General features: G+C 65.3%; 19 protein-coding genes. 5 read left to right on the top strand and 14 right to left on the bottom strand.

Annotated elements, in window-relative coordinates:
* The 4 genes from ABIC03_RS20670 to ABIC03_RS20655 are packed head-to-tail and all read right to left on the bottom strand — an operon-like array spanning window position 1 to window position 3,375.
* Window positions 1-963, bottom strand: a complete 963-nt coding sequence (locus ABIC03_RS20670) for a hypothetical protein (protein WP_354060550.1) — start codon at window positions 961-963, stop codon at window positions 1-3.
* Window positions 964-988: 25 nt separating this feature from the next.
* Window positions 989-2,371, bottom strand: coding sequence for an MBOAT family O-acyltransferase (locus ABIC03_RS20665; RefSeq protein ID WP_354060548.1), 1,383 nt, complete (start codon window positions 2,369-2,371; stop codon window positions 989-991).
* Window positions 2,372-2,416: 45 nt separating this feature from the next.
* Window positions 2,417-2,944, bottom strand: a complete 528-nt coding sequence (locus tag ABIC03_RS20660; protein WP_354060546.1) for a fatty acid desaturase — start codon at window positions 2,942-2,944, stop codon at window positions 2,417-2,419.
* A 5-nt stretch (window positions 2,945-2,949) separates the two neighbouring features.
* A complete protein-coding gene (locus ABIC03_RS20655; protein ID WP_354060544.1) occupies window positions 2,950-3,375 on the bottom strand; it encodes a hypothetical protein in 426 nt (141 codons plus the stop codon).
* Between the two features lie 160 nt (window positions 3,376-3,535).
* Here ABIC03_RS20655 and ABIC03_RS20650 point away from each other — a divergent pair, with 160 nt between their 5' ends.
* Window positions 3,536-4,531: a glycerophosphodiester phosphodiesterase gene (locus tag ABIC03_RS20650; RefSeq protein ID WP_354060542.1), complete on the top strand. Its 996-nt coding sequence runs from the start codon at window positions 3,536-3,538 to the stop codon at window positions 4,529-4,531.
* 147 nt (window positions 4,532-4,678) lie between these two features.
* Here the strand turns inward: ABIC03_RS20650 and ABIC03_RS20645 are convergent, their stop codons facing one another.
* Window positions 4,679-6,958 (bottom strand): spermidine synthase, encoded by a 2,280-nt coding sequence (locus ABIC03_RS20645; RefSeq protein ID WP_354060540.1) that lies wholly within the window; start codon window positions 6,956-6,958, stop codon window positions 4,679-4,681.
* 250 nt (window positions 6,959-7,208) lie between these two features.
* Between ABIC03_RS20645 and ABIC03_RS20640 the strand changes: the two genes are divergently transcribed.
* On the top strand, window positions 7,209-8,819 hold the full coding sequence (locus ABIC03_RS20640; RefSeq protein WP_354060538.1) for a phytoene desaturase family protein: 1,611 nt from the start codon (window positions 7,209-7,211) through the stop codon (window positions 8,817-8,819).
* A 274-nt stretch (window positions 8,820-9,093) separates the two neighbouring features.
* Here ABIC03_RS20640 and ABIC03_RS20635 read toward each other — a convergent pair whose 3' ends face one another.
* The gene (locus tag ABIC03_RS20635) at window positions 9,094-9,249 is read right to left on the bottom strand and encodes a Flp family type IVb pilin (protein WP_456769831.1); all 156 of its coding nucleotides are present in this window, start codon (window positions 9,247-9,249) and stop codon (window positions 9,094-9,096) included.
* Between the two features lie 163 nt (window positions 9,250-9,412).
* Between ABIC03_RS20635 and ABIC03_RS20630 the strand changes: the two genes are divergently transcribed.
* Window positions 9,413-10,300, top strand: coding sequence for a 50S ribosomal protein L11 methyltransferase (locus ABIC03_RS20630; protein WP_354060536.1), 888 nt, complete (start codon window positions 9,413-9,415; stop codon window positions 10,298-10,300).
* A 20-nt stretch (window positions 10,301-10,320) separates the two neighbouring features.
* On the opposite strand, the gene ABIC03_RS20625 is transcribed toward ABIC03_RS20630, so the two are convergent.
* Window positions 10,321-10,503: a hypothetical protein gene (locus ABIC03_RS20625; RefSeq protein ID WP_354060534.1), complete on the bottom strand. Its 183-nt coding sequence runs from the start codon at window positions 10,501-10,503 to the stop codon at window positions 10,321-10,323.
* A gap of 188 nt (window positions 10,504-10,691) precedes the next feature.
* On the opposite strand from ABIC03_RS20625, the gene ABIC03_RS20620 reads away from it, so the two are divergent.
* Both ABIC03_RS20620 and ABIC03_RS20615 read left to right on the top strand, forming a co-directional pair.
* Entirely contained in the window at window positions 10,692-12,521 is a 1,830-nt protein-coding gene (locus tag ABIC03_RS20620) for an aminopeptidase P family protein (RefSeq protein ID WP_354060532.1), read from the top strand.
* A 324-nt stretch (window positions 12,522-12,845) separates the two neighbouring features.
* Complete coding sequence (locus ABIC03_RS20615) at window positions 12,846-14,120, top strand: multidrug effflux MFS transporter (RefSeq protein WP_354060530.1); 1,275 nt, start codon at window positions 12,846-12,848, stop codon at window positions 14,118-14,120.
* 156 nt (window positions 14,121-14,276) lie between these two features.
* Here ABIC03_RS20615 and ligA read toward each other — a convergent pair whose 3' ends face one another.
* The 7 genes from ligA to ABIC03_RS20580 all read right to left on the bottom strand — a co-directional run bounded on the left by ligA (window position 14,277) and on the right by ABIC03_RS20580 (window position 25,034).
* Window positions 14,277-16,430: an NAD-dependent DNA ligase LigA gene (gene ligA, locus ABIC03_RS20610; RefSeq protein WP_354060528.1), complete on the bottom strand. Its 2,154-nt coding sequence runs from the start codon at window positions 16,428-16,430 to the stop codon at window positions 14,277-14,279.
* 151 nt (window positions 16,431-16,581) lie between these two features.
* A complete protein-coding gene (gene recN, locus ABIC03_RS20605) occupies window positions 16,582-18,255 on the bottom strand; it encodes a DNA repair protein RecN (protein ID WP_354060526.1) in 1,674 nt (557 codons plus the stop codon).
* A gap of 13 nt (window positions 18,256-18,268) precedes the next feature.
* On the bottom strand, window positions 18,269-19,174 hold the full coding sequence (locus tag ABIC03_RS20600; protein ID WP_354060524.1) for an outer membrane protein assembly factor BamD: 906 nt from the start codon (window positions 19,172-19,174) through the stop codon (window positions 18,269-18,271).
* 296 nt (window positions 19,175-19,470) lie between these two features.
* A complete protein-coding gene (lpxC, locus tag ABIC03_RS20595) occupies window positions 19,471-20,433 on the bottom strand; it encodes a UDP-3-O-acyl-N-acetylglucosamine deacetylase (RefSeq protein WP_275173869.1) in 963 nt (320 codons plus the stop codon).
* 360 nt (window positions 20,434-20,793) lie between these two features.
* Window positions 20,794-22,599 carry a cell division protein FtsZ gene (gene ftsZ, locus ABIC03_RS20590; RefSeq protein ID WP_354060522.1) on the bottom strand — a complete coding sequence of 602 codons (1,806 nt, stop codon included), beginning with the start codon at window positions 22,597-22,599 and terminating at the stop codon, window positions 20,794-20,796.
* A gap of 87 nt (window positions 22,600-22,686) precedes the next feature.
* The gene (gene ftsA / locus ABIC03_RS20585) at window positions 22,687-24,009 is read right to left on the bottom strand and encodes a cell division protein FtsA (RefSeq protein WP_275173872.1); all 1,323 of its coding nucleotides are present in this window, start codon (window positions 24,007-24,009) and stop codon (window positions 22,687-22,689) included.
* Window positions 24,006-25,034: a cell division protein FtsQ/DivIB gene (locus tag ABIC03_RS20580; protein WP_354060519.1), complete on the bottom strand. Its 1,029-nt coding sequence runs from the start codon at window positions 25,032-25,034 to the stop codon at window positions 24,006-24,008. The genes ftsA and ABIC03_RS20580 overlap by 4 nt, the downstream gene beginning before the upstream one ends.
* Window positions 25,035-25,043: the final 9 nt, after the last annotated feature.

Genomic DNA, 25,043 nt, shown 5'->3' with positions numbered 1-25,043 from the left:
TCAGAAATCGATCTTCGCGCTCTCTCCATCGCGCAGGCTCGCAGCGATCCCCTGCTCGATCTTGCGCGCGAGGATGGGGCGATAGTGGATGAAGTCGGCAAAATTGGCGCGGTCGCGCGTGAGATCGTTGTCAACGCGATAGCTGATGAAATTGCTGCGCGGGCGGCCTGCGACCACTTTCTTCAGCGCGGCGTCGCAGGCGCTGCGCTCCAGGGCGGCTTCCGTATCGGGCTTCGGCACGGTGGTCGCGAAGGTCGGGGGCACGATGATGACGACGGGCACATCGGCCGGCAATGTCCTGACGCTATCTGCCAGCGCAGCGATCTCGGGAAATGTCGCCCGCATCTCGGCGGACGAAGACGGCGCCGGATCCCTGGGCCAGCCGACTTCCTTGAATTGGCCCGGCGGCCAGATGTCCTCGTAGCTGACAAAGCCGTCGGGGTTCATCCGTGGTCGCCGGCCGAGCCCGATACTGATCCGTTGAAAAGCCTGCTCGATTGCCTGCCATGAGATCAGACGTGCCGCGTAGGTGACGACGCTTCTGTCATAGAGCCAGTCGGGAAATGGGGCGCCGCCCTCCTCCTTCGCCCGTGCATGCGCGCACCAGCCGGGGTCGGCTACGATCACCAGTGCGCCGACGTGCTCGTGATTCCGGAGGAAGAAGTCCAGCACCGCGAGCTCCTGGCGGGGAAACGCACCGGTCATGTAGAGCTGCACGAAGCGCAGGCCGGTCGCGCGCGACAATTTCGTCGGCTCGATCATCTGCGCCGTCGAGTTGCCCAGGATAGCGGCATTGAAATCCGGATTCCTAGCGCGGCTCGCGGCCGTGATCTGGGTCAGACGATTGTCGACGCCGTCGATACCGAACAGACCGAGCTTGCCGCTGTCATAGGGATCGACCACCACCATGAGTGCGAGCACCAGCAGCGCAGCGCCGATCAGCGTGCCCAGACACGCGAGCAAGCTCCGGCCCCAGCCGGGGTCGGTCTCAAAACTTGAAGTAGACGAAGTCATGGAGATCCCGACCACCCATATGGAGCAGCAATGCGAATAGCCCAAGACCGAGCAGACCCGCGAGCCACGGATTGGGACGGCGCGTGAACACCGCCACGATGTCCTGGCTCGCCGGCAGCAGGAAGGCGAACAGCGGCGCTGCGATCAGCGGCCACAAATGCTTTCCGCGCTCGAGCGGCAGCGGCGAAACCAGCCCACAGAAGACGTGCCATGCCGCCTCCACCGACCCCGCGCGGAAGACCACGCCGGTTGCGAGCACGAACAGCACGGTGAGCGCCCAGCCGAGCCATGACGGGAAATTCGGGCCATAGCGACGCCACAGCGTGCAGGCGACCAGCGCAAGCCCGTGCAGCACGCCCCACAGCACGAAGGTCCAGCTCGCGCCGTGCCACAGGCCGCACAGCGCCATCGTGATCATCATCGCGCCGAAAAACTGCACGGGCCGCCAGCTCCGCGGCAAAAGACGCAGATTGACCAGCGGATAAAACACGTAGTCGCGCAGGAACAGCATCAATGTGATGTGCCAGCGCTGCCAGAAATCCTGGATATTGGTCGAGCGCAGCGGCGCGTTGAAATTGTACGGCAGCTGCACGCCGAACAGGAGGCCGAGGCCGATCGCGATGTCGGAATAGCCGGAGAAATCGAACAGTATCTGGAAGGAGAAGCAGAAGGCGAGCCAGGCATCACCGCTCGCAAGCGGGCCATTCGCTGCCTGCGCGTAGATGGGATCGAGCAGATGCGCGAGGCCGTCGGCGATCACGATTTTTTCGAACAGGCCGATCGCAATGAAGCAGGTCGCGACGCAGAACTGACGCTGCCAGCCCGGAACGTAGACCTGTCTGCCGAACTGATGCATCACCTCCGACCAGCGCGCCAGGGGACCGGCGATCGCCTGGGGAAAGAAGGCGATGTAGAGCGCGTAGCGGTCGAGCGCATAGAGCGGCGCCCTGCCGCGCTTGAGGTCGACCAGGTACATGATGTGGTGGAAGGTGAAGAAGGAGATGCCGAGCGGCAGCCCGACGTCGAGCACCGGCAACGTCGTACCCAGCACGAGACCGAGATTAGCGAGAAGGAAGTTGGCGTATTTGAACAACGCCAGCACCGCAAAATCGAGCACGATCACCAGCGTCAGCACCGCCGGCCACTTCACGCGCCCATAAGCGACCGAGGCGAGCCAGTTGATCGCGATCGAGCCGATCAGGAGCAGGAAGAAGGACGGACTACCCCAGGCGTAGAAGGCGAGCGACAGCGCGACCTGCACGCCGATGCGCAACTGCGGATGAGGATCGGCCAGGCGATAGATCAGCAGCGCCGCGGGCAGGAAGACCAGGAGAAAGGGATAGTCGTTGAACAGCATCGGTTCAAAGCCGCGCCATCGCCGGCGCGAGCCGGCGGATGATGCTCAGCCCGTTTCGAGGTCGGGCGCAGCGTCGCCGGGCTGCCGCAGCATGCGTCGCGCAATCTTCTCCTCGCTCGGCACCTTGACGTCCCAGGCCAATCCGAGCGCTTCCAGAGCCCGGATGAAGATGAAGCCGGGATCGAACTCGAACCAGCGCAGGCCGAACGCCGCGGAATAGGGAAAGGCGTGGTGGTTGTTGTGCCAGCCCTCGCCCCAGGCAAGCCAGGCCATCACGCCGAGATTGCGGCTGTTGTCGTCGCGGGTGACGAAGGGCTGCGCGCCAAAGCTATGCATCACGGAGTTGATGGCCGACATGGTCTGCTCGACCACGAACATGCGCACCACGCCGCCCCAGAGCAAGCCGGTGAGTGCGCCCCACAGGCTCATGGTGGCGAGGCCGCCGATCGCGGCGGGCAGCACCAGGCCGAGACCGACCCAGGTGTAATAGTAGCTGTTGACGGCAACCAGCCTGCGATCCGCCATCAGATCCGGGACATAGTGCGCAACGTTGGGATAATCGTGCTCGATCATCCAGGTCAAATGCGCGTGCAGGAAGCCGCGCCGCGGCCGAATGGGCCCTCGCCGTGCAGCCGCGGCGAATGCAGATCGCCGTCGTGATCGGACAATTCGTGGTGCCGGCGGTGCATTGCCGCCCAGGACAGCATGGGACCGCGGCCGGCCATCGATCCCATCACGACCAGGATCGCACTCATCGCCGTGGAGGTCGCGAAGGCGCGGTGGGTGAAGAGCCGGTGATAACCGACGGTAAGGCCGAGGCCGGTGACCAGCCAGAAGCCAACGAACAGGCCAAGCTCCATCGCGCCGATCGGGCGGTAGAGCAGAAGGGCCAGTGCCAGCAGCGTGCCGAGGAAGGGCAAAACGTCGAAGATGATGAAATGCCGGCGCTGCATCCGGCGAAAATGCCGGCTGCGGATAATTCGATGATCGCGTTGCTGCTGCACGGGCGGATTTCCAGGGCGCCGACTATGAGTACATACCCCCGCGGCGGCCGCAACCCAAGCCGCCGCCCAAGGTTTCAACAGCCACGAAAGCCTATACTATGGGCCGAACGCGCCCAAATGCGTTGAAATATCACCCTTTCCGCTTGCCCCACGAGCCGCCATGCCGTCACGTGCTGCGACGATCTTGACCGTACTGTCACTTCTCATTGCGGGACCGGCCATGGGGGCTGATTCGGCTTTCGACCTCGAGGCCCATCGCGGCGGGCGGGCACTGCTGCCGGAAAACACGCTTCCGGCGTTCGCCAACGCGCTGTCGATGGGCGTGGACACGCTGGAGCTCGACGTCGGCATCACCGCCGACGGCGAAGTCGTCGTCTCGCATGAGCGCGGGCTCAATCCTGATCTCGCGCGGGATGCGGGCGGCGCCTACATCGCGCCTCCCGGCACGCCGTTCGTGAAACTGCGGCTCGCCGACGTCAGGACCTATGACGTCGGCGAGATCCGGCCAGACAGCCCTTACGCGAAGCAATTCCCCGACCAGCGCGCCATGCCCGGGACCCGCATTCCGACCCTGAGCGAGCTGTTCGCGCTGGTGCGCAAATCCGGCAACACGCGCGTGCGCTTCAACATCGAGACCAAGATCGATCCCAACCATCCGGACGAGACGCTCGATCCGCAAGCTTTCGTTACCAGGCTGCTCGGCGTGGTCGAAGCCGCAAAATTCTCCGACCGCGTCATGATCCAGTCGTTCGACTGGCGGACCCTGCTGCTCGTCCAGCAGCGGGCACCGAAGATGCCGACGGTGTACCTGACACTCCAGCGCGGCTCGGGCCAGACGGTGGCGCTGGACAAGGCCACCAGTTGGACGGCGGGATTCAGCCCGGCCGACCATGGCGGGTCGCTGCCCCGAACCATCAAGGCTGCGGGCGGCGCGGTCTGGTCGCCCTATTTCGGCGATGTGACCGCGGCGCTGGTCGCCGAGGCCCATGCGCTCGGGCTGCGCGTCGTGGTCTGGACGGTCAACAAGCCTGAGGACATGGCGCGCATGATCGAGATCGGCGTCGACGGCATCATCTCCGACAGGCCCGACCTGCTGCGACAGGTCGCGGGCGAGAAGGGAATTGCGTTGCCCGCGGGGACACCGGTGGAGCCTTAAGACCAGGTCTCGTGTCCCGGACGCGGTGCAGCGTGCAACGCTGCTCCGCAGAGCCGGGACCCAGAAGTTGCGATGGGCCCCGGCTCTGCTGCGCATCACTTCGTGCTGCGCAGCGTCCGGGGCACGAGACCATGAGTGGCGCGAAGCCTACTCCCCGTCCCGCAAGCGCCGGTACAGCGCGCCCAAAATGTTGGAGTAATCGTCGGTCCAGACCCGCACCCTGTCGTCGGCTTCGGTCTGCTCCCATGATTTCGACGATGCGAGCCTGCCGACGTCGGCATCCTCGCGGGCGGAGATGACAACGTCGGTCGAGAAGATGTAGTCGCCATCGCGCCCCGAATCCTCGTTGTAGACCCAGCTCTTGAGATCGTTGGCATCGGCGATGCCGACCACGACAGTCTCGAGATCGAGGTGGCGGTTGGAGACGTGCATCACCACGGCACCGTGCGGAGCGAGCTTGTCCTTGTAGATCTTCATCGCCTCTTCGGTCGCAAGATGGATCGGGATCGCATCGGACGAATAGGCGTCGACGATGATGAGATCATAGGCGCCGTCCAGCTCCTTCGCGAAGGTGAGACGAGCATCCCCGATCACCGGCTTCAGGCCCGGCATGCAGCTCGATATGTAGCGGAAATTCTTCGCATTGCTTGCCGCGTCGACCATGGACTGATCGATCTCGAAGAAGGTCCAGCTTTCGCCCGGCTCGGCGGCGCAGGCGAGCGTGCCCGATCCGACGCCGATTGCGGCAACCTTCAGCGGCGCGCCCTTGCGCTCGCGGATCGCGGTGACGGCCTGACCGATGCCGCCATCCCTGTGATAGTAGGTGATCGGCTCGGGCCGGCCGGTGACGGGCGTGCCGTCATTGTTGAGGAAACGCTCGGCGCCGTGGATCGTGGTGCCGTGCATCAGCACATGGAAATAGCCGCCGGGCGTCACCACGATCTTGTGCACGCCGAAGAAGCTGCGCACCGTGGTGACGCGGCCTTCGTCCGCCGGATAAACCCGGATCAACGCCAGCGCGAGCACGACGGTGGCGAAAATCTTCCAGCGGTCGGCGTTGACCGCCAGCGCCAGCAGCGCGGCGAGAACGCCGACGCCGCCGGCCGTCCAGACCCGGTGATCCTCGAACCATGTCGACAGCCCGCCCGTCGTGGTGGACGGCACAACGAGCACGACGGCAAGCGCGGCAAGCGCCAGCCAGTACCATTTGACGATGCCCGCCAGCCGCTCGTTCGCGGGCGGACGGCACAGCGCGGCAAGCGCAACCAGGATCGGGTATTCGGCAATCCAGGAGAATGTGAACGGCGCAACGAGCCCTGCGAACAGGCCCCCGACCATGCCGCCGAACGACAGCGCGACATAAAAGCCGGTGAGATATTTAGCGGCCGGCCGGGTCCGCGCCAATTCGCCGTGGCAGGCCATCGCGATGACGAAGAAGCACAATTGATGGCCGCCGAGCGTCAGCAGCAGATTCTGTTCGCCGCCGAACGCCAGCAGGAAGACGACGCCCGCAATCGCGACCGGCTGGAGCATCAGCATCCATTTGTGCGGCAGCAGCGGCCGCGACTGGAACACCACCACCCAAGTCAAGAGGTAGAGCGACAGCGGCAGCACCCACAGCAACGGCGCTGCCGCAACGTCGGTCGAGATGTGGGCGGTGACGGCAATGAGCAGGCCGGACGGCACCCCGGCGAGGAATATCCAGCGCAGCCGCGTCATGAAACCGGGCGCCGGCGCGTTGATATCCTCGGTGCGCGCATCGACCATGGCCAGCTTAGGCGAGCGCAACAGCAGCACGCCACATGCCGCGATCAGGAGGATCAGAATGCCGTAACCGCCGGTCCAGAGCCGGTTCTGCGTGTGCAGCGTGAACATCGGCTCCAGCAGGAACGGATAGGACAGCAGGGCGAGAAAGCTGCCGATGTTGGAGGACGCATAGAGGAAATAGGGATCATGTCCGGCAGGATGCCCGGTGCGGACGAACCAGGCCTGCAGCAACGGATTGTTGGCGGCGAGCGCGAAAAACGGCAGCCCGATCGAGATCACGAACAGGCCGAGCAGCCAGATCGCGTAGCCCGAGCCGGGCGGCTCGCCATAGGCCGAGGCGATGCCGAGCGGCAACGTGACGAAGGCTGCGATCAGCAGCAGGAGATGCACCACCACCGGAACGATGCGGTTCCTCACCTGCATCAACACATGCGCATAGGCGTAGCCCGCCAGCAGCAGCGACTGGAAGAACACCATCGCCACCGACCACACCGCCGGCGAGCCGCCGAGCCGCGGCAGGACCATCTTCGTGAACAGCGGCTGCACCGAGAACAGCAACAGCGCGCTGACGAAGATCGCGGCGGTGTAGACCGTCAGCAGCAGCCGGTTGCGCGACGAGGACGGCTGCTCCGTGGCGGCGGGTTGCACGATCGAATCCATGGAAGCTCCGGCATAATCCCGGCGGGCGCCGGGCGCGCGCAATGGAGCACAAGGCGCCTGAACGAGCAATAAAGGGTCTCGTGATGTTGCAGCGGGGAATGCTTGATATAAGACGGTCGTTCCGGGGCGATGCGACGGGACCGCGAAGCGCGGCCCGGAGCATCGAACCCGGAACCTCGAGATTCTCCGGTGCGGAGCCCGCACCACAGTTCGCGCTTCGCGCACGCCGGAATGACACCACCAGGGACGCATGATCGAAACCGACGTCGTCATCATCGGCGCTGGCCATAACGGCCTCACCTGCGCGGCCTATCTCGCGATGGCCGGCTTGCGCGTGCGCGTGGTCGAGCGCCGCAAGGTGGTCGGCGGGGCCGCGGTCACAGAGGAGTTTCATCCCGGCTTCCGCAATTCGGTCGCGGCCTACACCGTGAGCCTGCTCAATCCGCAGGTGATCCGGGACCTCAAGCTGGCCGAGCAGGGCCTGCGGATCGTCGAACGGCGCGCGCAGAATTTTCTGCCCGCGCCCGACGGCAGCTATCTCCTCACCGGCCAGGGGCGGACGCAGGCGTCCGTCGCACGGCTGAGCGCGCATGATGCAAACGCGCTCGATGGGTTTTCGCGCGAGCTCGAAGAGATCGCCGACGTGCTCCGGCAGTTCGTGCTGCGCGCGCCGCCAAACCTGCTCGACGGTTTCGGCACGGCCTCGATCCGCGAAGCCGTGAACGCGTTCCAGAGCGCCAACATCCTTCGTGGGCTATCGCTGGAGCAGAACCGCAGCCTGCTCGATCTCTTCACCCGCTCGGCCGGCGAGATGCTGGATGAACGTTTCGAGCATGATCTGGTCAAGGCGCTGTTCGGCTTCGATGCCATCGTCGGCAATTATGCCAGCCCTTACGCCGCGGGCTCGGCCTATGTGATGCTGCATCACGCCTTCGGCGAGGTGAACGGCAAGAAGGGCGTCTGGGGGCACGCCATCGGCGGCATGGGCGCGATCACGCAAGCCATGGCGCGCGCCGCACGCGACCGCGGCGTTGTGATCGACACCGATGCGGGCGTGCGCGAGGTCATCGTCGAGCGCGACCGCGCGGTCGGCGTGGCGCTGGAGGACGGCACAACCATCCGCGCGAAATATGTCGCGGCCAACGTCAATCCGAAGCTGCTCTATACGCGGCTGGTCGCCGCCGATGCCCTTCCCCAAAACTTCCTCGACCGCATCCGGCACTGGAAGAACGGCTCCGGCACCTTCCGCATGAACGTGGCGCTGGACCGCCTGCCCTCCTTCACGGCGCTGCCAGGCGACGGCGATCATCTCACCTCGGGCATTATCCTGGCCCCTGATCTCGGCTACATGGACCGCGCCTTCCTCGATGCCCGGGCGCACGGCTGGAGTCGAGAGCCGGTCGTGGAAATGCTGATCCCCTCGACGCTCGACGATACCCTCGCGCCCGCAGGACAACATGTCGCGAGCCTGTTCTGCCAGCATGTCGCGCCGGAGCTTCCCGATGGAAAGTCGTGGGACGACCATCGCGACGAGGTCGCCGACCTCATGATCGCGACGGTGGACAAATACGCGCCGGGTTTTGCGGCAAGCGTGCTCGGCCGCCAGATCCTGTCACCGCTCGATCTCGAACGGCAATTCGGCCTGCTCGGCGGCGACATCTTCCACGGCGCGCTGACGCTGAACCAGCTGTTCTCGGCGCGGCCGATGCTGGGCCACGCCGATTATCGCGGACCCGTGAGGGGCCTCTATCACTGCGGCTCCGGCGCCCACCCCGGCGGCGGCGTCACCGGCGCCCCCGGCCACAACGCCGCGCAGGCGATCCTGAGAGATCACAGGTCGCTGTTCGGAAGGCGTGGATAAGCCCGGGGATAAGCTGTGGACAGGTTGTTGGCAGAGCTGTGGAAGAGCTGTGGGTTACGCTCGTCCATGCCTGGTACAAGTTGGTGGAAAATCCGGGGATGAGCGGCGGGACAATCTGTGGCCAATGTCCGGACAAGCGAGCGGATAGCCTGTGGGCATTCTGTGAAAGCCCCCCAAAAACGACGTCGCCCCCCAGGGGGCAATTCCCCCCGGCGGGCGCTGGTCGAAAGCAGTCGTATGGAGAAATGGCCCCGCCGGAAATGGGAGGCGGAAATTACTTCAAGGAGGTGCTAATCGAGGTGAACTTCTCGTTCATCGTGGTGCCCAGGCCGTTCACCACGGTGATGATCGCCAGCGCGATACCTGCTGCGATCAGGCCGTATTCGATTGCGGTTGCACCTGAATCGTCGGTCCAGAACTTCAAAATCATGCGCTTCAAGTCTCGCCTCCTATTCCATTTCGAGCTGTGTGGTTTGCCCAACATCCGCAAATTTACGTCCTACAACCTGCGGTCGGGTTAATCTCAAGAATGCAAGTTATGCGAAAAATTGGGAACAAAAGTTCCAAAAATTGAACCGGACGGAACCCTGAGAATGCAGCCCTCCACCCATCGCGCCAGTTTTTCGATCGGCAGCGAGATCGCCGCCAGGCGCATTGTCGACGTCCTCACCGAAATGTTCTTCGAGGACGATGCGGCGGTCGCCGCCTTCGAGCAGCCTAACGGACAGTGGGACGTCGCGCTGCATTTCGCGAACGCGCCGGACCGGGCGTGGCTTCGCGAACTCGTTGCAACCTCAGCAGGAAATGAGATCGCGGACACGCTGGCCTTCGACACCGTCGAAGCCAGGGACTGGGTCAAATCAAGCCTGGAAGATCTCGTCCCGGTGCCGGCCGGGCGCTTCGTCGTCCACGGCAGCCATGACCGCGACCGCGTGCCGCCAAACAAGCTCGCCATCGAGATCGAGGCCGCTCTCGCCTTCGGCACCGGCCATCACGGCACCACACGCGGCTGTTTACTCCTGCTTGACCATGTCCTGAAAAGCACCCGGCCCGGCCGCGTGCTCGACCTCGGCACCGGGACCGGCGTGCTCGGGATAGCGGCGGCGAAGGCGCTGCATCACGCGGTGCTGGCCTCCGACATCGACCCGGCCTCGGTCAAGGTGGCAGCCGAGAACGCCTTGTTGAACGAGGTCGGTCACCATGTGCGAGTGATCCGCGCCACCGGCTTCGCTGCGGCTGATTTCGGCAGATGCGGCCCGTTCGACCTGGTGCTGGCCAACATCCTTGCCAATCCGTTACGGCAATTGGCGGGCCCGTTGACGCGGCACCTCGCCCCTGGCGGGCGCGTCATCCTCTCCGGCCTGTTGACGCCCCAGGTCCGCGCCGTGATCGCCGCCTACCGCGCGCGCGGCCTCGTGCCTCTGAAGCACTTGCGGATCGAGGGGTGGAGCAGCCTGCTGCTGCGGAAGATGGGTGAGTAGGAGTGGTGCCGTAGATGCCGCTACTTCGCGGCCTTCTCGTCCCGGCGCATCGCGCGCTCGGCCTGCGAGGCGCGCCTCGCTCGGCGTTCGGCGAAACGGTCGATCATCTGGCTGATGAGGCCGCGCGGCTTCTTCGGTGTTGTCGCCGCAGCCGGAGCGCGGCGCACCGGCGGCGTAATCTTCTCAAACGTGAACGCTGGCATCGAGTGTCCCCTCGTCGTTGAGATGAACAACTTGCTCGAATTTCCCTGTTATCCGGACGAAGCGCAACTGCCGCATCCTGTACTCCACTCAATTCGAATGGAACTTGTTCAAGCACAGTCCATGCCAGATGCGACCTCAAATGCGTCTACATTGCGGACTGATCCGCATGATCCTAAAGTGATCCACCATGTTCGAAGCGCACTTCCAGACATTCGAGGAGCCCGAGGCCGGCGTCGCATTGACGGCCCGGCTGGCCGCGCTCCGTGAAGAACTCGCCCGCCGCAAGCTGACCGGTTTCGTGATTCCACGCGCCGATCAGCAGCAGAATGAGTATGTGCCGCCGTCGGAAGAGCGTCTGGCCTGGCTGACCGGTTTTACGGGCTCGGCGGGACTGGCGGTGGTGCTGACGCACGAGGCTGCGGTCTTCGTCGATGGACGCTACACGATCCAGGCGGCCAAGCAGGTCGATTCAAGGGCCTGGGCCGTGGAATCTCTGATCGATCCCCCGCCGGAAAGCTGGATATCGGCACACCTGAAGGCCGGCGACCGCCTCGGATTTGATCCGTGGCTGCACACTTTTGCGGCAGCCGAGCGTTTGGCCGCCGCCTGCGCCAAGGCCGGTGCCGAGCTGGTCGCGGTCGACAGCAATCCGGTCGATGCGATCTGGCAGGACCGGCCACAGCCGCCGATTGCGCCGGTCACGGTGCACGGGATGCAACATGCCGGCGTGACTGAAGCCGAGAAGCTGACGCAGATCAGGAGCGAGATCGGCAAGCTCGGCGTCGATGCCTTGGTGCTGTCCGACAGCCATGCCGTGGCCTGGACCTTCAACATCCGCGGCGCCGACGTCGCGCATACGCCGCTGCCGCTGTCCTATGCGCTGGTGCCGAAGGACGGCCGCCCCACCATCTTCATCGATCACCGCAAGCTCTCCAATTTGACGCGGGACCATCTCGAGCAGTCCGCCGACGTGCGCGAGCCCGATGCGATGGCGCCGACGCTGATGGCGCTCGCCAAGAGTGGTGGATCGATTGCGCTCGACAATGCGACCGCGGCCGACGCCCTCAGCCGGCTGATCACGGGTGCCGGCGGCAAGCCGGTGCGCGGCAGCGATCCGATCGCGCTGCTCAAGGCGGTCAAGAACACGACCGAGATCAAGGGCACGCAAACGGCGCACCGGCGCGACGCCGTGGCGCTGGCACGCTTCCTCGCCTTCATCGACCGCGAGGCGGCAAGCGGCAAGCTCACCGAGATCGACGCGGTCGAGGCACTGGAGACGTTCCGCCGCGACACCGGCGCGCTCAAGGACGTGTCGTTCCCGACCATATCGGGCACCGGCCCGAATGGCGCCATCGTGCACTACCGCGTCACCCGCAAGAGCAACCGGCGGATCGTGCCCGGCGATCTGCTGCTGATCGATTCAGGTGCACAATACGAAGACGGCACCACCGACGTGACCCGCACCATGGCCGTGGGCGAGCCCACCGACGAGATGCGCGACCGTTTCACGCGTGTGCTGCGCGGCCACATCGCGATCGCGCGGGCGATCTTTCCAGACGGCGCCACCGGTGCGCAGCTCGACACACTCGCACGGCAATATCTCTGGGCCGCTGGCATCGATTTCGAGCATGGCACCGGCCACGGCGTCGGCAGCTATCTCTCGGTGCACGAAGGACCGGCGCGGATATCGAAGCTCGGCACCACGCCGCTGAAGCGCGGCATGATCCTGTCCAACGAGCCCGGCTACTACAAGACCGACGGTTTCGGCATCCGCATCGAGAACCTCGAACTGGTGGTCGCTGCCGACATCAAGGGCGCGGAAAAATCGATGAACGCGTTCGAGACGCTGACGCTGGCGCCGATCGACCGCCGGCTGATCGATGTGGCCATGCTGGGCAAGGACGAGCTCGACTGGCTCAACGCCTACCATGCGCGCGTCAGGGCCGAGGTGCGGCCGGCGCTGGACGCGACGACGAAGGCCTGGCTGGACCAGGCCACGGCGGAGCTGAAGGCGTAAGTTCGCCATTCACGGGCTCGACGCATAGCACCACGCGATTTGCGCAAGGCTCATTTCCACCCGCGCTGTCATTCCTCACGAAGGCGGGGAATCCAGTATTTCAGAGACAGCAAACGTATGCGGAGAAGCCGCGGCGTACTGGATCGCCCGGTCAAGCCGGGCGATGACACCGACTTTCTGGCACGAACATCGCGCCCCAATCGGTGGCCATCGCGCCGCCATCACAACCGTCCCGGAATCCGTATAGCCGCATTCCGAAACGCCGATATGCGTCATGTGCCAGCACGCTACAGTCCGGTTCGAATTTCTACCAGACGGACACGCATGCACGGCATGATGAGCAAACCGCCGGAAACGGCGAAGAACCTCGCGACCTCGCGCGTGGTGTTGCTGCTGCTCGTCGTCATGACCGGGATCGCGCCGATCTCGCTTTACATGCTGGTTCCGGCGCTGCCGGTGCTGGCGACGACATTTGGCAGCGACATCTCGGTCGCGCAGATGACGGTGTCGCTGTACATGGTCGGCATCGCGCTGTCGCAACTCATCATGGGCCCGCTGTCGGACCGTTTCGGGCGACGCCCGGTGCTGCTCGGAGGACTGGCGCTGATGGTCGTCGCCAGCGTCGCCTGCATCTTCGCGGAAACGCTGCCGCAGCTGATCGCCGCGCGCTTCTTCCAGGCGCTGGGCGGCGCCGCCGGCATGGTGGTGAGCCGCGCCATCATCCGCGACATCTACGAGCGCGACCGCGTCGCCTCGATGATCAGCCTCGTCGTCGCGGCGCTGATGATCGGGCAGATGGTCTCCCCGCTCACCGGCGGCCTGATCGAGACCGCATTCGGCTGGCGCGCGATCTTCTACGCCATCACCGTCGCCGCGATCATCGTCGCCGTCGGCATCGCGATCGCGCTGCCCGAGACCCGCCGAGACCGCGCCGCCGGCAGCGGCTTTTGCGGCGACGTCGGCATCCTGATCCGCAACCGCGCCTTCGTCGGCTACGTGATGTGCCAGGTGCTGGCCTCGCAGATCATCTTCACCTTCGCCGGCGGCGGACCCTATATCGTGGTGACGCAGATGGGCAGGACCAGCGCCGAATACGGCGCGTGGTTCGCGACGACGGGTTTTGCGTATCTCGTCGGCAATCTGCTCTGCGTGCGCTTTGCGCCCAGGCACTCGCTGGAGAAGTTGATCTGGTTCGGCCTCGCGCTCCAGCTTTGCGGCAGCCTGTTGAACCTGCTCTGGAGCTTCGCCGGCTGGAACGAGGCACCCGCCTGGCTGTTCGGCACGCAGATGATCGTGATGGTCGGCAATGCCTTCGTAATGGCGAACTCGGCCGCCGGCGCGATCAGCATCCGTCCCGAGGCCGCCGGCACGGCGTCAGGTGCGATGGGCTTCCTCCAGCAAGGCATCGGCGCGCTGATGTCGCAATTCGGCGCCTATCTCGGCGGCCATTCCGCCACCACGCTGCCGCTCACCGCCGCGGTGCTGGCGATCTCCCTGCTCTGCGCCTGCACGATGATCTTCGTCGTCCCCCGCCGCGAGATCATGGTGAGCGAGACGCTGATCGAGCAGGCGGAAGAGGAAGAGAGCGGGATGATGTGAGGGACGGCGATCGCCACGACCTCGGTGTCATCCCCGGCGAAAGCGGGGGATCCAGTACGCCGCGGCTTTTCCGTATCCTCGCACTGTCTCTGGAATACTGGATTCCCCGCCTTCGCGGGGAATGACAGCGGAGCGAGACGCGCCAGCGCGCCCTCCTCACTCCCCGATCAGCGCCAGCCACTCGTCCTCGGTCAGCACCTTGACGCCATGCTTGTTGGCTTCCGCGAGCTTCGAACCCGCGCCGGGACCGGCGACGACGAGATCGGTTTTCTTGGACACCGATCCGGACACTTTTGCGCCTAGCCGCTCAGCGGTGGCCTTGGCCTCGTCGCGCGTCATCTTCTCCAGCGAGCCCGTGAACACTACGGTCTTGCCGGCGACGGCGGAGTTGCTCTTCGGCTTCTCGGCGTCGACGATCTCGACCTCCTCGGTCAGCCGCTCGACGATGCCGCGATTGTGGCTCTCGCCGAAATAATCGGCGATGCTCTTGATCACGGTCTCGCCGATCTGGTCGAGCGCATCCATCTCGGCCATCGCCTCCTCGTCGCCCTTGGCGACCTTGAGGCTGGCGTCGTGGAAGGCGTCCCAGGAGCCATAGCCGCGTGCCAGTGCCAGCCCCGTGGTCTCGCCGATATGACGCATGCCGAGCGCGTAGATAAAGCGCTCCAGTGCAATCTTGCGACGGCTCTCGATCGCGCTGAACAGATTGCGCACCGAGGTTGCGCCGTAGCCCTCGATGTCCTCGAGCTTGAGTTTTGCGTTGCGCTTTTCCAGCGTGAAGATGTCCGCTGGCTCCTTCACAAAACCCTCGTCGAAGAAATACTGGAGCTGCTTCTCGCCAAGACCGTCGATGTCGAAGGCGCGCCGCGACACGAACAGCTTCAGATGTTCGATCTTCTGATAGGGGCAGGCGAACTCGCCGGTGCAGCGAGCGCGTGAGCCCTCTTCGCCCGCCGCCGTTTCCTCGCGCGTGACATCGGTGTGCAACGGGCACGGGCACTTCTTCGGGAACTGGAATTCCTTGGCAGCCTTCGGCCGCTTGTCGAGGACGACGTCGACCACCTGCGGGATGACGTCGCCGGCGCGCTGGATCACGACGGTGTCGCCGATCCTGATGTCGCGGCCCTCGCGCAGCACCTCGCCCTTGTTGCCGATGCCCTTGATGTAGTCCTCGTTGTGCAGCGTGACGTTCTGCACGATCACACCGCCGACGCCGACCGGCTCGAGCTTTCCCACCGGCGTGAACGAGCCGGTGCGACCAACCTGGATCTCGATGTCGCGCAACACCGTCATGGCGCGTTCGGCGGGGAATTTGTGGGCGATGCCCCAGCGCGGCGTGCGCGAGACGAAGCCGAGCCGTTCCTGCCAGTCGATGCGGTCGACCTTGTAGACGACGCCGTCGATGTCGTAGTCGAGCTTTGCGCGCTGCTCCTCGATCGCATGATGAAACGCCAGCAGTTCCTCGACCGAGTGACAGAGTTTCGTCAACGGGTTGGTCTTGAATCCGCAGCGCTCGAACCAGCCGATCATGCCGCTCTGCGTGCCCTCCGGCATCGCGCTCATCTCGCCCCAGGCATAGGCGAAGAAGCCAAGGGGGCGCGAGGCGGTGATGGTCGGATCCTTCTGCCGGAGCGAGCCCGCGGCCGAGTTGCGCGGATTGGCGAAGATGGTGCTGCCTTCCGCCTTCTGCCGCTCGTTGAGCGCCAAGAACGCCTTCTTGGTCATGTAGACCTCGCCGCGCACCTCGCAGATGTCTGGGACGTTGCGGCCCTTCAGCTTCTGCGGCACGTCTTCGAGGGTGCGGATGTTGGCGGTGACGTCCTCGCCGACCGCGCCGTCGCCGCGAGTCGCGGCGGTGACGAGCTCACCGCCCTCATAGCGCAGCGACATCGAGAGGCCGTCGATCTTCGGCTCGGCGGAGAAATCGATTCTGTCGTCGTCGAGCTTCAGGAAGCGCACGATGCGGCCGACGAAGTCGCGCAGATCCTCTTCCGCAAAGGCGTTGTCGAGCGACAGCATGGGGACGGAATGCCGCACTTTCTTGAAGCGGCCTGACGGTGCAGCGCCGACTTTCTGCGACGGCGAGTCCGCGCTGACGAATTCCGGAAAGCGCTTCTCGATCGCGTTAAAGCGCTGGCGCAGCGCGTCATACTCGGCATCCGTGACGGTGGGCGCGTCCTCCTGATAGTAGCGTTCGTTATGCCCCTCGATTTCGAGCGCAAGCCGCATGTGCTCGACCTTGGCCTGCGCCTTGGTGAGGTCGACGACGTCGCGAAGCGGTGTTGCTTTGGATTTTACTGCTCTGGCCATGGTGCTTGAATACGACGGAGCGGACGGGAGGGTAAAGGCAGGTTGAAGTCTCGCGCCCCGGACGCAGCGCAGCGCTTCTTTAGCGGTGCGCTGCAGAGCCGGGGCGAGATTCTGGGTCCCGGCTCGCGCTACGCGCGTCCGGGACACGAAATCAAGCCGTCGCCGCCTTGAGCAGCCGGTCCGCGGCAGCCCTTGCTTCGGCGGTGATCTCGGCGCCGGCGAGCATCCGCGCGATCTCCTCGCGGCGGTGGTCGGCGGCGAGCGCATTGACGCGGGTGGCGACACGCTTGCCCTTGTCCAGTGCGTCCTTGGAGATCAGCAAATGCTGGTCGGCACGGGCGGCGACCTGCGGGGCGTGGGTCACGGCCATCACCTGAACCTTGCCGGCGAGCCGCGCCAGCCGTCCGCCGATCGCGTCCGCGACCGCGCCGCCGACGCCGGTGTCGATCTCGTCGAACACCAAAGTCGGCGCCGAGCCCCGGTCGGACAGCACGACCTTCAGCGCCAACAGAAAGCGCGACAGCTCGCCGCCGGAGGCGACCTTCATCATCGGCCCTGGCTTGGTGCCCGGGTTGGTCTGCACCCAGAACTCGACGCGGTCGAACCCTTGCGGCCCTGGAGCTGCCTCGTCGGTCTGGACCTGGGTCATGAACTTGGCGCGTTCGAGCTTGAGCGGCGCGAGCTCGGCATTGACCGCCTTGTTGAGCTTCTCCGCCGATTTCTGCCGCGCCATCGACAGCTTCTTGGCGGCCGTCGCATAGCGCGCATCGGCCTCGATCGCGGCCTGCTCCAGCTTTTTCAGCCGTGAGGCGCCGGCATCGATCAGAACGACATCGGCGGCGTATCTGGCAGCAAGCGCGGCGAGCCCGTCGACCGGCGTCGAATATTTGCGCGAGGCTGCACGCAGCGCGAACAGCCGCTCCTCGATGCGTTCGAGCTCTGAGGGATCGAAATCGGTCGCGGCAAGCGCCGCCTGCAGATGCTGGTCGGCTTCCTCCAGCGCGTTGATCGCGGTGTCGATCGCCCTCACCGCGGGCTCGACCAGCGCCGGCGAGTTGACGCCGCGGCGCTCGAGCCGGCGCACGGCGGCCGACAGCGAGGCGACCGGCGAATGGTGGCCGCCGACCGCCTCCTGCGCCTCGCGCAGGTCGGAGGCGATCTTCTCGCCCTGCATCATGGTCGTGCGCCTCGAAGCCAGCGAGGTCTCCTCGCCGTCCTTGGGCGCGAGCTGCTTCAATTCGTCGGAGGCGTGACGGAGGTAATCGGCTTCGCGCGCGGCGCGCTCCATGCCGGCGCGATGCTCGTCCAGCGCGGTGTTGGCGGTGCGGCGGGCGTCCCAGAGCGCTTCGACCGCCGAGACGTCCTTTTCGAGGCCGGCGAAGGCGTCGAGCAGGCGGCGGTGGGTGGCGGCATCGACCAGCGCACGCTCGTCGTGCTGGCCGTGGATCTCGACCAGGGCAGCACCGACCGCCTTCAGCGTCTGCACGCTGATCGCCTGGTCGTTGATGAAGGCGCGGGTGCGGCCGTCGGCGAGCTGGACCCGGCGGAGAATCATCTCGCCGGTATCCTCCAGCCCGTTCTCCGCAAGGATTTTGGCCGCGGGATGGTTTTTCGGGATATCGAATACGGCAGTGACCTGCCCCTGCTCCGCGCCATGGCGCACGAGGCCGGCATCGCCGCGGCCGCCGAGCGCCAGTGCAAAGGCATCGAGCAGGATGGATTTGCCCGCACCGGTCTCGCCGGTCAAAACCGCGAGGCCCGTTGCGAATTCGATATCGAGCCGTTCGATCAGGACGATGTCACGGATCGACAGACGCGCCAGCATGGAACTCTATTTCCTAGCCGAGACCCATTTTCTTGAAGGTCTTGCTAATCCAGGACCCCTGATTCTCGCTCGGTTCGAGACCGCCTGATTTTACAAGATTATAGGCGTCCTTGTACCAGCGACTGTCAGGAAAATTGTGCCCGAGCACGGCGGCGGCCGTCTGGGCCTCGCCGACGATGCCGATGGCCATATAGGCCTCGGTCAGGCGGTACAGCGCCTCCTCGACATGGCGGGTGGTCTGATACTGCGTCACCACGGCCTTGTAGCGGTTGATCGCCGCCGTGTAGTCGCGCTTCTGCGCGTAATAGCGGCCGACGTTCATTTCCTTGCCGGCGAGCTGGTCGCGCGCACCTTCGATCTTGGCCTTGGCCGAGGTCGCATATTCGGACGTCGGATATTTGCGCACCACCTCTTCCAGCGAGGCGATCGCCTTCTCGGTGCGGGTCTGGTCGCGGCTGATGTCCGGAATCTGGTCGTAATGCGAGGCGGCAATCAGATATTGCGCGTAGGCCGCATCCGGGCTGCCGGGATGCAGCGTGACGTAGCGGGTGGCCGCGCCGATGCAATTGTCATAATCGCCGCCCTGGTACGACGCGTAGGCCGACATCAGCAACGATTTGCGGGCCCAGTCGGAATAAGGATGCTGGCGGTCGACCTCTTCGAACTTCTTGTTCGCCGCCTTCATGTCCTTCTTCTCGTTCATGAGGTACAGGCCCTCATTGTAGATCTTGTCGGCGGGCTCCTCGACGAAGGTGTCGTCCTTGGCGGTGAACTTGTCCCAAAGCGCACCGGTGCCGCAGCCCGCCAGCGGCAGCGCGAGCACGAAGAGGGCGACAGCCTGAATCAGCCCACGGGTTCGAGACGAGACTTCTCGAGACAGGACTTGAAGATATCCGCGCGTCATACGCTGTGCCGACATGAGTATTGCCCTGACGCCCTGTGGTGCGGTGTCCGCCAGCCCATGAACCCCGTCCTGGGCGCGAAATATAGCCGTGGTGCCTGCCATGCAGCCACGCCGGTGTAACCGAAAAACGATCTTCAACCAACCGGATAGGCAGGCATTCCGCCCGGATTAAGGCGAACGCGCCGCAATCCTAGCCGATCATCGTTACCAGGAGTTTCCCGGGGAAAGCCGCCGCCAAACGCCTATTGCAACGGGTCTCTTCAGGACCCGTCTCTCTCTTAGGAAACGCCCGCTTCAGGAAACGTCTGTCTTCAGGAAACGTCTGGCCCGTAGACCGCGGCGATCCGGCCACCGACGATGCCACGACCGGTTTCGGCCACCGGACGCGTGGTGCGGCGGGCTGCCTCGCCCTCGACCACCCGCCAGGCGGTGCGGTCGGCGAGCAGCGCGGTCAGGACGGCGTGGTTGAGCTTGTGGCCGCCACGTACCGAGCGGTAGGCGCCGAGCAACGGCAGACCGGCCAGCGCGAGGTCGCCGATCACATCCAGCACCTTGTGGCGGGCGCATTCGTCGGCGTAGCGCAGGCCTTCGGTGTTGAGCAGCCGCTCCTCGTCGAACACGACGGTGTTGTCGAACGAGGCGCCGAGCGCATAGCCGGCGCTCCAGAGCCGCGCAACGTCGCACATCAGACCGAAAGTCCGGGCCCGGCCGACTTCGCGGCGGAAACGCTCCGGGTTGAGGTCGAAGGCGTAGCTCTGCTGGCCGATGACAGGATTGGTGAAGTCGATCTCGACCTCGGCGCGGAACCCGTCGGCATAGGGCCTGATCTCACCGAAGGAGTCGCCGATCTTGACCGAGATCGGCTTCAAAACCTGGATGAAGCGGCGCTGTGCCGGCTGGGTCACGATGCCGGCCTGGTCGATCGCCGCAACGAAGGCTGCCGCACTGCCGTCCATGATCGGCACTTCGGGCCCGTCGATCTCGATGATGGCGTTGTCGACGCCCATGCCCCGCAGCGCAGCAAGCACATGCTCGGCGGTGGAAACCAGCGGACCGTTGCGATCACCGAGGACGGTGGCGAAATCGGTCGCGATCACCTGCTCGGCGGTGGCCTGAACTTCGCGGTCGCTTCCCTCAAGCCCGGTACGGACGAAAACAAAGCCCGCGTCGACAGGCGCGGGTCCAAGCGTAAGCGTGACGGGAAGACCGGAATGAACGCCGACGCCTGCCACACTGGCTTGCGCACGAAGCGTTGTTTGCCGGCTAAATTTCATCAGGAACCGCCCCACTACGACTATCGCGACTTATACTGAACCCGACTGAGCGGCCAAGACCGCTCGTTCCGAATCCGTATCCCCAAGTCACGGCAAACCATAGTCACTGCCTCAAACAGCGCCAACTCACGCTTTTTTACCGATTGTTACCCCAAACCCGCCGTATTCGCGCCAAGGCTTAACCAAATTGGACCGGAGTTCGGAGCCGTTTTCGGCAATTTTACTGAACCACCGAATACGTAATTAATGATTTAAAATCAGTTGCTTGGCCACGCAATCCGGATATGCACGGGGCAAAAGAAAAGGTCCCGGCAAGCTTCCCGCCGGGACCTTTTTTCGTCTGCCTTATTGTAACAATCCTCAGGTCGCCTGCCGCCGCAGGAAGGCCGGGATATCAAGATGGTCATCTCCCTGTGGCGCCGGGGCAACAGGCGCGGGACGGCCATGCATGTCCAGGCCCTGCGGTGCGGGACGACGGGCATACTCAGACACCGGCTCGGCGGACGCGATTTGCTGCGCCACGGACTTCTGGGGGCGGCGATCGGGCAGCGGCGGCATCGCGGGACCGGCGGTGCGGGCCGCGATCGGCGCCTCGCTCTCCTCGTCACGACGGCCGAGGCCGACATTGGCGAGGCGCTGCAGCAGCGACAGCCGGGTCTTCTGCGGAGTCTCCTCCTCGACCTCGCCGCGGGCCTGGCGAAGCTCGGCCTGAGCGGGCATCGGAAGTTCCTCGATCCGCGGCATCCGCGGTGTGCGCACCGGCGCACGCTCGGCCTGCGGCGGGATGAAGGTTTCCGGCGTCATCGGCTCATGCATGGCCATCGGCGCCTGCTCGGGCTCCGGGAACAGCGTGGGCTTCTGCGCGATCGGGCGCACGGTGACGTCGCCATAGGTCTGCATCGGCGCGGGAGCCTGCGGGACGTCCGCAACGGCGGCGGCGATGGCGGCAAGCGCAGCGCGCTCGACGTTCGGACGCGGAGCCGTGGGAGCGGCGGCAAACTGGCCCGATCCGGCGGCCGGGGTCTGCGCTTCGAACTTCTGGGCGCGCTCGGCCATGCGCTGATTGTCGGCGCGCAACCGTGCGGTCAGATCGGCAAGACGGCTCTCGGCAGCCGCGGCCGGAGCAGCGGGAGCCTGCTGCGCCTGCGGAGCAGGGTTCGCCACGGGAGCGCTGGTGGCCTGGCTGTTGCGCGCGATCGCGGCCTGCTCGATGCCGGTAGCGACGACCGAGACGCGGATCAGGCCGTCGAGGGCTTCGTCGAAGGTGGCGCCGACGATGATGTTGGCGTCCTGGTCGACTTCCTCGCGGATGCGGGTCGCAGCTTCGTCGACCTCGAACAGGGTGAGATCCTTGCCGCCGGTGATGGAGATCAGGAGGCCCTTGGCGCCCTTCATCGAGCTATCGTCGATCAGCGGGTTGGCGATCGCGGCTTCGGCGGCGGTCAGCGCGCGCTTGTCGCCGGAGGCTTCGCCCGTGCCCATCATCGCCTTGCCCATCTCGCGCATGACGGCGCGGACGTCGGCGAAGTCGAGATTGATCAGGCCTTCCTTGACCATCAGGTCGGTGATGCAGGCAACGCCCGAATAGAGCACCTGGTCAGCCATCGCGAAGGCGTCGGCGAAGGTGGTCTTTTCGTTGGCGACCCGGAACAGGTTCTGGTTCGGGATGATCAGCAGGGTGTCGACGACCTTGTGCAGTTCGTTGATGCCTGCTTCCGCGGTGCGCATGCGGCGACCGCCCTCGAAGTGGAACGGCTTGGTCACGACGCCGACGGTGAGGATGCCCATCTCGCGCGCGATCTTGGCGATCACGGGAGCCGCACCGGTGCCGGTGCCGCCGCCCATGCCGGCGGTGACGAACACCATGTTGGCGCCCGAGAGATGATCGCGCAGTTCGTCCATCACCTCTTCGGCCGCGGCGGCGCCGACGACCGGCTGCGAACCTGCGCCCAACCCTTGCGTGGCGGCCGTGCCCATCTGCACGATGCGCTGCGCCTTCGACATCGTCAGCGCCTGCGCGTCGGTGTTGGCGACCACGAAGTCGACGCCCTGCAGGCCCGCCGTGATCATGTTGTTGACGGCGTTACCACCGGCGCCGCCGACGCCGAACACGGTGATGCGGGGCTTCAGTTCGTGAATATCAGGAACATTGATGCTGATGGTCATGTTTGCCTCTCGATCACGCGCGCGTGGGTTCGCCCCGGCCGGCGGCCGCGGGAGTTGGTGAAAATCGAATATTGCGGGAAGGAGTCATCAGAAGCCCTCGCGTAGCCATCGTCCGACCTTTCCGAAATACCCGCCGGTCCCCGTCCTGACCTGCTGCCGCGTATGCCGCGGTTCGACATGTTCGTGGTGAACATATTGCGGGTAGACGAGCAGTCCGGCCGGCACCGCGAAGGCGGCGTTCTTCGCCTCGTTGGGCAGCCGGCCGAAGCCGAGCGGACGTCCGACCCGCACGGGCCGGCCGAGAATCTGCGTTCCGAGCTCAACGAGACCGGTGAGCTGCGAGGCCCCGCCCGAGAGCACGACGCGGCCGTTGGGCTCTGAGGCGAAGGGCGAATCCTTCAGCTTGTCCCGAACCATTTCGAAGACTTCCTCGGCACGATGCTTGACGATGTTGGCGATGGTAGCGCGGGAGACGATCTGCGGCAGATCCTGCTCGTCACCGGCTGTCGGTACAGACATCAGCTCACGCGAGTCCGATCCGCCGGTGATGACGGTCCCGTATAACGTCTTGATTCGCTCGGCATCGGCAATGGTCGCGGAGAGCCCGCGCGCCAGATCCATCGTGATGTGTTGCCCGCCGACCGCAAAACCCGCGGCATGCACGAACCGGCCGCCGGAAAAGACCGCGATCGTGGTGGTGCCCGCGCCCATCTCGACGACGGCAGCGCCGAGATCGGCCTCGTCGTCGGTCAGCACCGACAGACCTGCCACATAGGGGCTTGCCGCCATGGCTTCGACGTTGATGTGGCAGCGCTCCACCGCCAGCATCAGGTTCCGCGCCACGGTGGCGTCGCAGGTGACGACGTTCATGTCGATGCCGAACTGATGCGCAACCATGCCCCGGGGGTCGCGGATGCCCTTGACGCCGTCGAGCGTGTAGCCGACCGGCAGCGCGTGCAGCACGGTGCGGCCTTCGCCGGTGGCGTGGCGCATGCCGGTGGAGGTGACGCGGCTGACATCGGCCGGCGTCACCGCGCCGCCGCGGATGTCGGCCGCGGCTTCGACCAGCTGACCGGAGAGCCGGCCGCCGGACACCGACAGCAGCACGGACTCGACCCGCACCTTGGCCATTTTCTCCGCAAGCCCGACGGCCTGTCGCACCGCCTGCTCGCATTCGCCGAGATCGATCACAGCGCCGGCCTTCATGCCGCGCGACTGGATCTGGCTGTAGCCGATCAGCTCCACCGCATGGGTCCGGTCGCGCAGGGCTTCGCTCGGCGCCGACGGCTTCAGCCGCGCGATCATGCAGGCGATCTTGCTGGTGCCGATGTCGAGGCAGGCGACGAGGCCGCCGCGCTTGTGCGGAATCGGGCGTGTCTTCGGTGTCTGGGTGCGATCAAGACCGGTCATGCAGCGTCCCCGGCCTTTTTCTTCTTCTTGTCCTTGAACAAATCGTCGCGCGCCTTGGCGGCGTCCTCGGACAGCTGCACCACCAGCCGATCGGGCAGGCGCAGGTCGATGGCGACGATGTCGCGGGAGAACAGCCTGTCCTCCTTGTCGAGCCTGGACAGCATCGCAAGCGCGTTGCCGACGTCCTGCTCGGGCAGGCGGATGTCGAGGCCGTCCTTGAGCCTCAGGTTCCAGCGCCGCTCACCGACGAAGATCGCGGCCTTGGTGATCGAGTTGACCTGCGGATAGCGCGCCAGCAAAGCGAGGAAGTCGCGGGCCTGCGTCTCGGCACCCTTGCCGACCACGAGCGGCAGCGACAGGAACCGGCGGGAGACATAGGGCTCGAGCACGGCGCCGTCATCGGCGATGACGGAGAGGCGGCCGGCCTCCTGCCACAGCGCGAACGCCTTGCGCTCGGTGAGCTCGATCATGAGCTGGCCCGGATACAGCTTCAGCACGGTCGCATCCGCGATCCAGGGATTGGCCTTGAGCTTGTCGCGCACGGCGTCGGCGTCGAGGAACAGCAGCGAGGATCGGCCGCTGACGCCGCCGATCGCGAGGATCTCGTCCTGGCTGAGCTGCTTGCGGCCGTTGATCACGACGGAGGTGATGCGGAAACCGGCGGAATTGGCCAGCGCGTTGCGGGTGTCGTTGACCGCCGTGATGAAATCCTGGAGATGGCCGCCCTTGACGATACCGAAGCCGCAGCTTCCGATCAGGAGCAGCACCGTCATGCTGATCCCAACCCGGCGCGGCAGATAGCGCTCGACCAGCGCGACCAGCCGCGGCGGCGGCTCGCGCTCGATGACGGCTTTGGCCCTGATCTTTTCCTTGGCTGCAGCACGCGCGCCGTGAACTCTTTCCTGGCGCTTGTCCTGCACCCACTCGCGCAGAAGCACGACCGCTCCGATAGCGGCCGCCTTCAGGTCAGCTTGGGGCCTCAGCGATCTGAAAAGCGACCGAGTGAGGCTTCCTGCTCCATCCATTGCACGAGC

The sequence above is a fragment of the Bradyrhizobium sp. RT6a genome, assembly GCF_040547675.1.
Classification (GTDB): domain Bacteria; phylum Pseudomonadota; class Alphaproteobacteria; order Rhizobiales; family Xanthobacteraceae; genus Bradyrhizobium.
Note: the sequence above shows the minus strand (reverse complement) of the source record. Positions and strands in the feature narration are given on the sequence as shown.

Excerpts from the sequence above, each read along its gene's own strand:
- ABIC03_RS20665 (WP_354060548.1), bottom strand. The coding sequence starts at position 2,371 with ATGCTGTTCAACGACTATCCCTTTCTCCTGGTCTTCCTGCCCGCGGCG.
- ABIC03_RS20660 (WP_354060546.1), bottom strand. The coding sequence starts at position 2,944 with ATGATCGAGCACGATTATCCCAACGTTGCGCACTATGTCCCGGATCTG.
- ABIC03_RS20650 (WP_354060542.1), top strand. The coding sequence starts at position 3,536 with ATGCCGTCACGTGCTGCGACGATCTTGACCGTACTGTCACTTCTCATT.
- ABIC03_RS20645 (WP_354060540.1), bottom strand. The coding sequence starts at position 6,958 with ATGGATTCGATCGTGCAACCCGCCGCCACGGAGCAGCCGTCCTCGTCG.
- ABIC03_RS20640 (WP_354060538.1), top strand. The coding sequence starts at position 7,209 with ATGATCGAAACCGACGTCGTCATCATCGGCGCTGGCCATAACGGCCTC.
- ABIC03_RS20635 (WP_456769831.1), bottom strand. The coding sequence starts at position 9,249 with ATGATTTTGAAGTTCTGGACCGACGATTCAGGTGCAACCGCAATCGAA.
- ABIC03_RS20630 (WP_354060536.1), top strand. The coding sequence starts at position 9,413 with ATGCAGCCCTCCACCCATCGCGCCAGTTTTTCGATCGGCAGCGAGATC.
- ABIC03_RS20625 (WP_354060534.1), bottom strand. The coding sequence starts at position 10,503 with ATGCCAGCGTTCACGTTTGAGAAGATTACGCCGCCGGTGCGCCGCGCT.
- ABIC03_RS20620 (WP_354060532.1), top strand. The coding sequence starts at position 10,692 with ATGTTCGAAGCGCACTTCCAGACATTCGAGGAGCCCGAGGCCGGCGTC.
- ABIC03_RS20615 (WP_354060530.1), top strand. The coding sequence starts at position 12,846 with ATGCACGGCATGATGAGCAAACCGCCGGAAACGGCGAAGAACCTCGCG.
- ligA (WP_354060528.1), bottom strand. The coding sequence starts at position 16,430 with ATGGCCAGAGCAGTAAAATCCAAAGCAACACCGCTTCGCGACGTCGTC.
- recN (WP_354060526.1), bottom strand. The coding sequence starts at position 18,255 with ATGCTGGCGCGTCTGTCGATCCGTGACATCGTCCTGATCGAACGGCTC.
- ABIC03_RS20600 (WP_354060524.1), bottom strand. The coding sequence starts at position 19,174 with ATGTCGGCACAGCGTATGACGCGCGGATATCTTCAAGTCCTGTCTCGA.
- lpxC (WP_275173869.1), bottom strand. The coding sequence starts at position 20,433 with ATGAAATTTAGCCGGCAAACAACGCTTCGTGCGCAAGCCAGTGTGGCA.
- ftsZ (WP_354060522.1), bottom strand. The coding sequence starts at position 22,599 with ATGACCATCAGCATCAATGTTCCTGATATTCACGAACTGAAGCCCCGC.
- ftsA (WP_275173872.1), bottom strand. The coding sequence starts at position 24,009 with ATGACCGGTCTTGATCGCACCCAGACACCGAAGACACGCCCGATTCCG.
- ABIC03_RS20580 (WP_354060519.1), bottom strand. The coding sequence starts at position 25,034 with ATGGATGGAGCAGGAAGCCTCACTCGGTCGCTTTTCAGATCGCTGAGG.